Source organism: Butyrivibrio sp. CB08 (assembly GCF_003625485.1).
In the GTDB taxonomy this organism is placed as follows: domain Bacteria; phylum Bacillota; class Clostridia; order Lachnospirales; family Lachnospiraceae; genus Butyrivibrio.
Genome location: NZ_RAIR01000005.1, coordinates 212,455 through 223,604, shown reverse-complemented (window position 1 = coordinate 223,604; position 11,150 = coordinate 212,455). Strand labels below are relative to the sequence as shown.

Annotated in this window: 12 protein-coding genes and 1 pseudogene; 2 read left to right on the top strand and 11 right to left on the bottom strand. The window is 42.6% G+C overall.

All coding sequences use genetic code 11. The features are described from left to right. Positions 1–61: 61 nt before the first annotated feature. Both D6855_RS10875 and D6855_RS10870 read left to right on the top strand, forming a co-directional pair. On the top strand, positions 62–778 hold the full coding sequence (locus D6855_RS10875) for a LytR/AlgR family response regulator transcription factor (RefSeq protein WP_120740904.1): 717 nt from the start codon (positions 62–64) through the stop codon (positions 776–778). Positions 779–787: 9 nt separating this feature from the next. After that, on the top strand, positions 788–2,092 hold the full coding sequence (locus D6855_RS10870) for a sensor histidine kinase (RefSeq protein ID WP_120740902.1): 1,305 nt from the start codon (positions 788–790) through the stop codon (positions 2,090–2,092). A 9-nt stretch (positions 2,093–2,101) separates the two neighbouring features. Here the strand turns inward: D6855_RS10870 and D6855_RS10865 are convergent. The 11 genes and pseudogenes from D6855_RS10865 to D6855_RS10815 form a co-directional block, all read right to left on the bottom strand. Continuing rightward, positions 2,102–2,926 (bottom strand): annotated as a pseudogene (locus D6855_RS10865) (tRNA 2-thiocytidine biosynthesis TtcA family protein); the annotation flags it as partial. Between the two features lie 86 nt (positions 2,927–3,012). Then, positions 3,013–3,195 carry a hypothetical protein gene (locus D6855_RS16630; RefSeq protein WP_147368138.1) on the bottom strand — a complete coding sequence of 61 codons (183 nt, stop codon included), beginning with the start codon at positions 3,193–3,195 and terminating at the stop codon, positions 3,013–3,015. 208 nt (positions 3,196–3,403) lie between these two features. Further along, positions 3,404–4,138 carry a pyruvate formate-lyase-activating protein gene (gene pflA, locus D6855_RS10855; protein ID WP_120740896.1) on the bottom strand — a complete coding sequence of 245 codons (735 nt, stop codon included), beginning with the start codon at positions 4,136–4,138 and terminating at the stop codon, positions 3,404–3,406. Between the two features lie 45 nt (positions 4,139–4,183). After that, a complete protein-coding gene (pflB, locus tag D6855_RS10850; protein WP_120740894.1) occupies positions 4,184–6,442 on the bottom strand; it encodes a formate C-acetyltransferase in 2,259 nt (752 codons plus the stop codon). 160 nt (positions 6,443–6,602) lie between these two features. Further along, a complete protein-coding gene (locus D6855_RS10845; protein WP_120740892.1) occupies positions 6,603–7,643 on the bottom strand; it encodes a DUF3089 domain-containing protein in 1,041 nt (346 codons plus the stop codon). Positions 7,644–7,663: 20 nt separating this feature from the next. Continuing rightward, positions 7,664–7,903, bottom strand: coding sequence for a helix-turn-helix transcriptional regulator (locus D6855_RS10840; RefSeq protein ID WP_120740890.1), 240 nt, complete (start codon positions 7,901–7,903; stop codon positions 7,664–7,666). Further along, complete coding sequence (locus D6855_RS10835) at positions 7,900–8,370, bottom strand: hypothetical protein (RefSeq protein WP_120740888.1); 471 nt, start codon at positions 8,368–8,370, stop codon at positions 7,900–7,902. The genes D6855_RS10840 and D6855_RS10835 overlap by 4 nt, the downstream gene beginning before the upstream one ends. Before the next feature lie 83 nt (positions 8,371–8,453). After that, entirely contained in the window at positions 8,454–9,074 is a 621-nt protein-coding gene (locus D6855_RS10830; RefSeq protein ID WP_120740886.1) for a flavodoxin family protein, read from the bottom strand. Positions 9,075–9,086: 12 nt separating this feature from the next. After that, a complete protein-coding gene (locus tag D6855_RS10825; protein ID WP_120740884.1) occupies positions 9,087–9,857 on the bottom strand; it encodes a class I SAM-dependent methyltransferase in 771 nt (256 codons plus the stop codon). Positions 9,858–9,896: 39 nt separating this feature from the next. Beyond that, on the bottom strand, positions 9,897–10,682 hold the full coding sequence (locus tag D6855_RS10820) for a PhzF family phenazine biosynthesis protein (protein WP_120740882.1): 786 nt from the start codon (positions 10,680–10,682) through the stop codon (positions 9,897–9,899). Positions 10,683–10,697: 15 nt separating this feature from the next. Further along, complete coding sequence (locus D6855_RS10815) at positions 10,698–11,123, bottom strand: YjdF family protein (RefSeq protein ID WP_120741063.1); 426 nt, start codon at positions 11,121–11,123, stop codon at positions 10,698–10,700. Positions 11,124–11,150: the final 27 nt, after the last annotated feature.

The following is an 11,150-nucleotide window of genomic DNA, read 5'->3' as shown; positions in this document are numbered from 1 at the left end:
ATTATTTTGTTATATTCTATATAATTATTGTATAGGAAATAACGCACATGAGGGCTAAAACATGTACCAGGCGGCTATTGTAGAAGACGAAGAGATCTTCCTTAACAGGTCAAAAGAGCTATTGGCTAACACTTTCAAAGAAAAAAAAGCCGATGTTGCATTTGATTTCTTTATGTCAGGTGAAGAGTTCCTTCCTATGATGGAACAACACTTCCACTATGACATTATTTTTCTTGATATAGAGATGCCAGGAATGGATGGCATCGAAGTCTGCAGAAAGATCAGGAAAATATCCCCTGATGCTCTTGTGGTGTTTATCTCCAATAAGGAATCCCTGGTTTTCCAGACTTTCGAGGTTCAGCCCTTCAGGTTTATCAGAAAAAGTGAGCTGGATGAAATGGTCTTTTCCCTGGTTGATTCCATCCTGGCTGAGCTATCAAGGCGCCAGCAAAAGATAATTAAGATCGAGGAAGCTTCCGGAGGGGATGTATACTCTTTTGACGTACGAAAGATCCTGTATATAGAAGCTCAGCGCAAGGACTGCGCCATAGTTACTGAAGATGGCCTCACTACTCTTCGCTCCAAACTTATGACCCTTGAAGATATGCTGGCAGGACAGGATTTTATTAAGATCCACCGAAGCTTTCTGGTTAATCTCTCATGTATCACCAAGATACAGAAGGATTCGGTCCTTCTTAAAAACGGCCACGAGCTTCCACTATCAAGAAATATGAGAGATCAGGTAAAACAGGCCTTTCTAAACCACTCATTATCGTAAGGTGAATCAATGCTCTATTCATTATTTAGATTAACTGAATTTGACGGACTGGTAGTCTTTATTTTCATGGTCCTTACTCTAAGGCGCATCTATGCGCCCAAAATGCCAGCACGGGAAACTTCCATTTATCTTGGAGTCAGTCTGGCTCTTTATGTGGCGCTTCAATATGCTACATATCTTCTTCCTATTTCGCCACACCCGCACCATTACTGGTATTCACTGTTTTTGCTCCTTATTATCCCATTTATCACATCGATCCTGTTTCTCCCTGGACACGTGGCAGGTAAGCTTCTTTATACACTCCTGTACGTATCCTTTGTTCAACTGTACAAGATGGTGTGGAGTCCGCTTTATTCCGTCGAGGGACGGATCCCTGATTCCCAGTATATTTTCTGGGATATTCTGTCCTTTGTTCTTCTTATAGTTCTTTTGTATGCCTTTTACATGCTCACAAGGAAATCCATTTCCAAGATTTCAGGAACTGTAGGAAACAGGCTGTTCTTGCTTACATACTTCCCTATAGCCCTGCTTCTTTATTATTCCATCGACCTGATTGATATTCCTGTGTTTGATAACTACAGAGATGCGATACTGGCCCTTGCCATCATCCCTGCTCTTCCTATTCTCTATGATCTATTTGTTACCATGACAGAGTCCTTTGAGCAGCAGCGAAAGCTTGATACAGCTCTTACGGAGACGAGGGCGCAGATCTTCAGATACCGATATTCCCTGGAGATTGACGAGCGCATAAAAAAAGAGCGCCACGAACTAAAGAACAACTATCTTTACATTCAGACACTCTTACATGAAAAGAGATATGACGAGTTAAACTCTTATATTTATGAATCAATTGGTGAAAAGATGGATCAGATATCCAGTATTTCCACTGGAAACCTAATGCTGGACTACATCCTTAACAGGAAGATCTCCGAAGCCCAGCGAAACCACATCAAGATATATACGGAGATCACGCTCCCCAGCAACATCCAGATAAATGATGAGTGCTTCTGCACGGTGTTCCTTAATCTCTTCAACAACGCCATGGAAGCCTGTGAGTATGTATCATCTCCCGATATCCATATCATCCTTAAGGTCATTGAAAACTATCTTTGCTGCGAGATCAAGAATAAAGCCAACGTTGACTCTCTAAGGGAAAACCCTGATCTTGAGACCACCAAGCCTGATAGCGAAAGCCACGGTCTTGGCCTTAAGATTGTAAAAGAAACCATTGAAAACTGCGATGGTATGTTCCAGACCTCAGTTGATGGAAACTACTTTACAGCCAAATTCATGATCCCTATTTCCAATGCATGACTGTAATTATCAGTATTCATCCAGGAAGTTGTGTCTCACACCATCCTTCTTGTACTCGATTATAGTATCCAGCTGAACATTCTCTACACTTCTGAAAATATTGGACTCAACATAAGGATTGGTCTTTTTGAGCTCCGCAATGAGCTTCTTGGTTTCAAGTCTCTTGCTGTTGGATGTGCCATCTTCATTTAATGTTGAACATGTTTCCGTGAAATGGCATGCACACTGAAGGAATCGAAGTTCATTGTAGTCTCTCCATGCGCATATATCCGCTTCTCTTAAAAGATACATTGGCCTTATCAGCTCCATACCTTCAAAGTTGGTGCTGTGAAGTTTGGGCATCATGGACTGGATCTGTCCTCCGTGGAGCATTCCCATAAGTATTGTCTCGATAACATCGTCATAGTGATGTCCAAGAGCTATCTTGTTGCATCCAAGCTCTTTTGCCTTGCTGTACAGGTATCCACGCCTCATTCTTGCGCACAGATAACATGGGCTCGTATCTATATGATCAACTGTATCAAATATAGTGCTCTCAAATATCGTTACAGGAATTCCAAGGGCTTTAGCGTTACTCTCAATAAGCTCTCTGTTCTCCTTGATATATCCCGGATCCATAACAAGAAATGTCAGTTCAAAGTTCACATGCCTGTGACGCTGAATCTCCTGAAATAACTTGGCCATCAGCATGGAATCCTTGCCGCCTGATATGCAGACTGCAATGTGATCCCCTTCCTCTATAAGTTTATATATCTTACAGGCCTTGGCAAAGGGTGAAAAGAGCTGTTTGTGGAACTTCTTCTGTATGCTCTCTTCCGCGCGCTTTTGTCTTTCCCCTCTTTCGTCCTGCCTGCGCTCTTCGTTTGTTATTTCCTTCATCTAACTTCCTCTTTTTTCGTAATACGCCTTATAATATCAGATTAGAATCCAGAAGTCACCATTGAATAGAAAAGGTACGCAAATCCGCCAAGTACTACAAAAGCAAAGATTCCAAGTAATACCCAGCCAATGACAAGGAATACGAATGCAGTTTTCGTGTGCTTCTCATAAGACACGTAGTCACCCTTCTTCCAGGCGCCGTTAGCTACTATCGTGATTATCATCGGTATGAGTCCGTACAGGCAAGGTACAAAGATAAGTTGAATTATGCTAAATACCAAGTCTCTTAAAAACGTGGGATTATGTTGCTGCTGATTATACTGTTCCATTTTCACCTTCCATTTGAATATTTTAAAAAAGTCCTACATCAAATAATATACAAAAAAGCGCCAGCTCACAACTGATTTTACGGTTACGAGCTGGCGCCTGTTCTTAGATAGCACCTAAGATTTTCTTTGCATTTTCAATTCGATCCTGAGTTGGTGATTCCACGCCTTCAAGGCGGTACTTAAGTCCAAGCTCCTGATATTTGGGGACTCCCAGGGTGTGATATGGAAGCACCTCCACTTTTTCCACAGATGACAATGTATCTATGAACTGCTTGGTACGGCGAAGGAAGTCGTCATTATCGCTTCCTCCGGGAACCAGTACGTGGCGTATCCAGATAGGTATAGACATATCCGAGATCTCTTTTGCCATCTCAAGGATATTGGCGTTATCAACGCCAGTAAGCTCCTTGTGGGCTTCAGGATCAATATTCTTGATATCTAAAAGAACTGTGTCTGTAAGACTCATCAGCTCTTTCCATTTGGAATAAAAAGGTTCTTCATGAGTGAAAGGCTCTCCGGCTGTATCTATGCAGGTGCTCACTCCAGCTGCCTTTGCTTTTCTGAAAAGATCAAGCAAAAAATCAATCTGAAGAAGTGGCTCTCCACCACTTACAGTGATACCTCCGCCATTTTTCCAATAGGGTTTAAAACGAAGCGCCTTTTTCAAAAGCTCATCAGCTGTATACTGCTGTCCTTCGCCCTCATTCCATGTCTCAGGATTGTGGCAAAAGGCACATCTCATCCTGCATCCGCTTAAAAAAATCAGATATCTGACGCCCGGACCATCAACAGCCCCAAAGCTCTCAAGCTTATTTACATATCCAATAATATCACTCATTTCGTACCTCCAATACTTCCGGTACTTGATACATTGAGCTTTAAATTAAAGCGCCTCGTGGCAAGTACGAGAAATAACATCGAGCTGCTGCTCCTTAGTTAAGTCGATGAACTTAACTGCGTATCCAGAAACACGGATAGTGAAGTTAGCATACTCAGGCTTCTCAGGATGCTCCATAGCATCGATAAGCTTCTCCTTGCCAAATACGTTGACGTTGAGGTGATGTGCACCCTGATCGAAGTAACCGTCAAGTACGTTAACAAGGTTGTTCACACGCTCTTCCTCTGTGTGTCCAAGGGCACCAGGGTTGATTGTCTGTGTGTTAGAAATTCCATCAAGAGCCTCTTCATAAGGAAGCTTAGCTACAGAGTTAAGTGATGCGATAAGACCATTTACCTCTGCGCCGTATGCTGGGTTAGCACCAGGTGAAAGTGGCTCACCAGCAGGACGTCCATCAGGAAGAGCACCTGTAGCCTTACCATAAACAACGTTTGATGTGATTGTAAGGATAGATGTTGTAGGCTCTGAATCTCTGTATGTGTGGATGTGACGAAGCTTGCCCATGAATGTACGAAGAAGCCAGATAGCAATTTCATCTGCTCTGTCATCATCGTTACCGTAACGTGGGAAATCTCCCTCGATCTCAAAGTCCTTAGTGATGCCGTTCTCATCACGGATAGCCTTAACCTTAGCGTACTTGATAGCTGAAAGTGAATCTACACAGTGTGAGAATCCAGCGATACCTGTAGCAAATGAACGACGTACGTGTGTATCAATAAGAGCCATCTGAGATGCCTCGTAGTAGTACTTGTCGTGCATGTAATGGATCATGTTAAGTGTTCCAACATAGAGGTGTGCAAGCCAATCCATCATCTGGTCGAACTTGTGCATAACCTCATCATAATCAAGGTACTCAGATGTGATAGCCTTGTACTCTGGTCCAACCTGGTCTCCAGACTTCTCATCAACACCACCGTTGATAGCGTAAAGAAGGCACTTAGCAAGGTTAGCACGAGCACCGAAGAACTGAAGCTCCTTACCTGTCTCTGTTGCAGATACGCAGCAGCAGATTGAGTAGTCATCGCCCCATGTTACACGCATTACATCATCGTTCTCGTACTGGATTGAAGATGTAGTAACAGAAATCTTTGAAGCGTACTTCTTGAATGACTCAGGAAGACGGCTTGAATACATAACTGTAAGGTTTGGCTCAGGTGAAGGTCCCATGTTCTCAAGTGTATGAAGGAATCTGTAGCAGGTCTTTGTAACCTGATGACGTCCGTCAAGACCAATACCACCAACCTCAAGAGTAGCCCAAACTGGATCACCAGAGAAGAGCTGGTTGTAAGACTCGATACGAGCAAACTTAACCATACGGCACTTCATTGTGAAGTGGTCGATGATCTCCTGTGCCTCTTCCTCTGTGATGATGCCCTTTGCAAGGTCACGTGAGAAATAGATATCAAGGAATGTAGAAACACGTCCTACTGACATAGCAGCACCGTTCTGTGTCTTGATAGCTGCAAGATATCCGAAGTAGAGCCACTGAACAGCTTCCTTAGCTGTAGCAGCTGGCTTTGAAATGTCGATGCCGTAGATAGCAGCCATTTCCTTCATGCCCTTAAGAGCATTGATCTGATCAGTGATCTCCTCACGAAGCTGGAAATCATAACGACGCATGCCCTGACGCTCTGTTGCTGCAAAATCAGCCTGCTTCTTCTCGATAAGGTAATCGATACCGTAAAGAGCAACTCTTCTGTAATCGCCTACGATACGACCACGTCCGTATGTATCAGGAAGACCTGTAAGGATCTTGTTGTGACGGGCCTTCTTCATCTCAGGTGTGTAGATATCAAATACACCCTGGTTGTGTGTCTTGTGATATTTTGTAAAGATCTCATGGAGCTTCTCACTTGGCTCATAGCCATACATTTTGCATGACTGCTCTGCCATTGTGATGCCACCAAAAGGCATGAATGCTCTCTTAAGAGGCTTGTCTGTCTGAAGACCAACGATCTGCTCTAAATCCTTGAGATCTTCTGAAATATAGCCTGCGCCATGAGAAGTAAGTGAAGATACAATATCTGTATCCATGTCAAGGACGCCGCCTTTTGCACGCTCCTGTGCCTGAAGTTCCTGAAGCTTGCCCCAGAGCTTGTTAGTAGCCTCTGTTGGAGCTGCAAGGAAAGACTCATCTCCATCATATGGAGTATAGTTGTTCTGAATGAAGTCACGTACGTCTACGTTATCTTTCCAAACGCGACCTACGAAACCTTCCCACTGGGTAAATTCGTGATTTGCCATTTTTATTCCCTTTCTACTAATATAAATATCAAATAGCCATCACATACTATACCACAGGGTCGTCAAAATATTAACGAAAATATTGGGAATTTTTCTCCTTTCGGAGAATGTGACAATTAATCTCATTTATCGGGAATAATGTTGGGCAACTTGATCAAATTTATGCAGCGTCAGAAGCTAATTTCTTCTGAAGAAAGCTTTCAGTCCTCTTTTGTACGTTCTCCTGAAGATTCACAAAGAAGAAGAAATTATCGTACAAATGAAGGCTTCCATCAGGGAAAATATCAAGAACCTTAGGATACTGGCTGGTATCAACGTCTGTTACAACAAGAGTTCCTCTATCCGGATCAATGTATGCTCCAAACTTACCCTTCTCCATAGAAAGGATTGCTCCTGTCTTGCTGTCCTGAGTAACAGTTCCCTTGTTAAGTGACTTTGATGCCACTACACTGTCTGTTCTCCAGTTAAGCGGATTTATGGAAATAGCCTTTGTTCCAGCAGGTGTTATGAATGAATCTGTGACTTTTCCATCCTCGCAGTCATAGCTTACTACAACGCCTGTATCAGTCTCTCCGGTTGCTGGAACGATCTGAGGATACTTGGTGATCATTTCCTCTGTCATGGTCCAGCCAATAGCATAAACGGCTATGAGGTTATCTCTAAGCTTTACTGCTCTCTCACCATTTCCACCATAATATTCCTCAAGCAGTCTGTAGCACATATCAGCACCCTGAGAAAAACCTGCAAGGATAATGGGCCTTCCGTTGTTTTTGTGCTCTAAGTAATACTTAAAGGCTGCTGACACGTCCATATATGCGTTCTTCATGGCCTGCTCTTTAGCCACAGGATCTGTCATAGCATAAACTTTGATGGAAGCCTGTCTGTAATAAGGCGCATAAACTCTGGCTGTTGGAGCAAAGATGGCCTGTTGTTGATTCATGGCGTTTCTAAAGATTGTTTTGAACTTAGGTGTGATCGTTGAATTGCTATCGCTGATGGTATCTACTGTTGGCGCTACAATGAAAACATCTACTGCGTTTTCGGGATAAGCGCCGTCATAGAGCCAGTTATCAGAAATCGAATAGTCTATCGGACTCGTGAATGGAACCACGCTCACTGCCTTGGCAGTAATTTTGTACGGAAATGCAACTGCCAGGATCAAAAGTACTGTAACAAGCAACTTAAGGCCTTTATTTCTCATTTGCTTTCTCCTTTTCCAAATCACTCTTTAGTTACTTCAAACAATTCCTTAAACTCATTTCTCCCTGGAACCCAAGCTTTTTCATAGATATGTGTGAAATGATTTTTAACGGTCTGCTCTGAGATTCCAAGCATGTATGCTATCCTTCTGTTTGAGAAACCAGACACCTTAAGATAGCCCAGTTCAAGTTCTCGTTTTGTCAGGCCAAATCCCTGAGCAATTTTGAGATATTTTTCTTTGGTAATCTCAGATTTCATCATTCACCCAGATCCATTTCCTCGTTCATCTTGCGCTCTGCATTCAACCTAAGTGGCAGAAGCAGGAACTCAATAATAACGGCATAGAATCCTGAAAGGAAGCACACCGCCAGACCAGGCCCCATCATAGAAGGATCAAGTCTGCCCATTATCTGCACACCAGATATTACAATCGCAAAAAGCGCTCCAAATACTGTAAGTTTCTGGGCTGCATCCACAGCTTCGATTATGTTCTTGAGTTCTAGCAGGCTATAAGGTTTGATTCCAACTGAAAAAGCCTTGGTGAAATCCTTCCATGCTCCCATTATGAGCAGTCCTGGGATAAGCACTAATGCAATTATCAATATAGAAGGAAGGTCAATATACCATACTACAGCGGATAATCCTCCAGATTCAATTAAGACATTAAACACAAATATCCCTAAGAACAGTAAAAACTCTCCAAGTAAAACTAATCTGATATTTTTCATAGCAATCCCCTTTCTTTTGCATGTTTTCTTTATACATTTACTGTATCACATGCAATTTGGGGATTATATAGTACCTTTTTCCATCATCGAATAAAATTCGTCCACTGATGTTCTTCCTTTTCAGGAAGTCCGTACTTTTCCTTACCAAGGGCTATGCTCTTAATCAGGAAAGACATGTTTCTTGCAAGAACACGCACGGTCTGTAAGCCTTCAAGATCCTGCTGCGCCTGCCCCTTTGCTCCGCCATGAACACTGTTCCAATACTGGCTGGATGCAACTGGCATTCCGCTGATGGTGAAATACTTGTTAAGTTCATCAAATGTAGCAGAAAGTCCGCCTCTACGTGCCACAACAACGCTTGCTCCAACCTTCATGGTCTTATCAAAACTTGTACTGTAGAAAAGTCTGTCAAGGCAGGCTATAAGAGTTGCATTGGCTGAAGCGTAGTAAACAGGAGATGCCACTACAAGTCCGTCAGCTGCTTCGAACTTAGGCGCCAGCTCATTTACTGCGTCATCAAATACACACTTGCCCTTTTCGCCGCAGGAACCACAGGCGATACAGCCTCTGATATCGCTATTTCCGATCTGAACAACCTCTGCCTCTACTCCCTCTGCCTCAAACACCTTTACCATTTCATCTAATGCGATACTAGTGTTTCCGCCAACACGAGGGCTTCCATTGATAATAAGTACCTTTGCCATAACCAAACCTCCTTACAGTTTTCTTGCTTTTATACAAAATGAAAGCGGCAGCATCTTTGCTTTTCTTGTTTTTGGATCAATGTCTCCAACCGCTTCCAATGAGTTCTTATCACTCTCTTCCACAAGCTGCTCTATTACAAAACCCGCTTTTGCCAGGGCATTTATATAGGTGGAAATCTTACGATTGCATAAAACAATCTCGCTGTCATGCACTGGCATTTTAAAGTATGATTCATCAAAATAGCTTTTTGACATAACAAGCTTATCATCTTCAAAGACATCCTTGCGCTCATCACAGGACCAGGCCACACAATAATTCAATGTGTGATGCCAGCTGAATATGAAGATACCATCTCTTTTAAGGTACGACGCAATCTTATCAAAAGTACCTTGAAGGTCTGTAGTCCAGCCAATTCCGTAAATTGAATATACGTAGTCGAAGTATTCTTTGGGTACATCTAATTCATCTTCCATTTTGGAACAGATGAGCTTTGCCAAATAGCCCTTCTCTTCAAGAAGTTTTGAGGCATTATCAAGCTGTTTTCTGGAAATATCAATTCCCCACAGCTCTTTTGCTCCCTTTTTTGCATTATAAACAAGAGAATGTCCGCTTCCACAGCATATTTCCAACATCCTCTTGTCTCTTACATCTCCGAACAGGTGCAGTTCATCTTCGGTAGGAAAACGCACCCCATACTCTGGAAGAGCTGTCGTTCCAAACCACAGATCCGCATGTTCATCCCAATATTTCTTGTTCTTTTCGATTATTTCTTCATCATGCATACTAGAATTCTCGCATGTTGAGGCAGCTTTGTCTATCGCTTAAGCTTCGTTTACTATATTCCCCTCAGAAAAAAGCACTGCCTTTCCTGAAATGATGATTCTATCTACGCTGCGCTCAGCGTATAACACTCCGGTTCTCTCTGATGCCTGAAAGCACACCAGTTTTTCTTTTCCCAACTGATCGCACCAGTATGGGACTATCATACAATGCGAGCTTCCTGTTACCGGATCCTCCAAAATACCTATATCTGGAGTAAAAACACGACTTATGCAATCATAGTCTGGGTTGTCTGATGCCGCCGTTACTACTATGCACAGACCATCCAGATTCTTTAATCTGCTCTGATCAGGGCTCAGCTTTCGCACCTGGTCAGCGTTTTCTAAAATAAGAAGCATATCCCTGTCTAAATAGGCCTCTTTGGGTCTTACACCGATAGCCTCTTCAATCACATCTGTTACTTCTATTGGCTTACACTCATATGCCGGGAAATCCATTTGGATCGTATCACCTTGCTTTTCTACTGTAAGCTCGCCAACCTGAGTGCAAAATACAATTCTTGAAGAGTCTGTTTCATAGAACTGAAACAGTACAAAAGCTGTTCCAAGGGTTGCATGCCCGCAAAAATCTATCTCTCCAGCAGGAGTAAACCAGCGAAGGTGATATACATTTCCTTCCTTTACGGCAAATGCTGTCTCTGCGAGATTATTCTCTTTTGCGATGTTCTTCATCAGGTCTTCAGTAATCCATGCTTCTAAAATGCAGACAGCTGCCGGATTTCCGCTAAAAACCTTATCTGTAAACGCATCAACAATGTACTGCTTCATAAAGTTCCTCCCACATCAATGACCTTTATGCTTCTCTTTCTTTTTCTGCTGCTTAAGCTCGAACAGCCTTAACGCTTCTGCTTCTTTCTGTTCACGGCTTTTGACCTTGCGTTCCATCTTGTTCTCCTCCTGTTGGAGCTTAAGCGCCTGCTGAGACTTGGTGCCAATGCCCTTTTCCAGAACTGTTTTCTTGGCGTCACGCTGTAATCTCTTGGGATTCTTCTTGCTCTCCTTGATCTCAGCATCCACGGTCGGACTGAATTTCAGTTGATAGTAGTACCTATCTACAAATTCCTGAACTTCATAATCCTTGGGCTCAGCGCCAAAAGTCACTTTTGCCACAGACAGTTTCCCATTATCTATACGCTCAAAAACTCCAACCCAGAAAGGGTCATCAAAATATACAGTTAATTTATTGCTTAATCTTTCTACATCTTTCATGATAATGAAAATCATAAATTACAACAA

Coding starts and splice junctions, on each gene's coding strand:
- D6855_RS10820 (WP_120740882.1), bottom strand. CDS start 10,682: ATGAAGCAGTACATTGTTGATGCGTTTACAGATAAGGTTTTTAGCGGA.
- D6855_RS10825 (WP_120740884.1), bottom strand. CDS start 9,857: ATGCATGATGAAGAAATAATCGAAAAGAACAAGAAATATTGGGATGAA.
- D6855_RS10840 (WP_120740890.1), bottom strand. CDS start 7,903: ATGATGAAATCTGAGATTACCAAAGAAAAATATCTCAAAATTGCTCAG.
- D6855_RS16630 (WP_147368138.1), bottom strand. CDS start 3,195: ATGATAATCACGATAGTAGCTAACGGCGCCTGGAAGAAGGGTGACTAC.
- pflB (WP_120740894.1), bottom strand. CDS start 6,442: ATGGCAAATCACGAATTTACCCAGTGGGAAGGTTTCGTAGGTCGCGTT.
- D6855_RS10815 (WP_120741063.1), bottom strand. CDS start 11,123: ATGAAAGATGTAGAAAGATTAAGCAATAAATTAACTGTATATTTTGAT.
- D6855_RS10845 (WP_120740892.1), bottom strand. CDS start 7,643: ATGAGAAATAAAGGCCTTAAGTTGCTTGTTACAGTACTTTTGATCCTG.
- D6855_RS10835 (WP_120740888.1), bottom strand. CDS start 8,370: ATGAAAAATATCAGATTAGTTTTACTTGGAGAGTTTTTACTGTTCTTA.
- D6855_RS10875 (WP_120740904.1), top strand. CDS start 62: ATGTACCAGGCGGCTATTGTAGAAGACGAAGAGATCTTCCTTAACAGG.
- D6855_RS10870 (WP_120740902.1), top strand. CDS start 788: ATGCTCTATTCATTATTTAGATTAACTGAATTTGACGGACTGGTAGTC.
- D6855_RS10830 (WP_120740886.1), bottom strand. CDS start 9,074: ATGGCAAAGGTACTTATTATCAATGGAAGCCCTCGTGTTGGCGGAAAC.
- pflA (WP_120740896.1), bottom strand. CDS start 4,138: ATGAGTGATATTATTGGATATGTAAATAAGCTTGAGAGCTTTGGGGCT.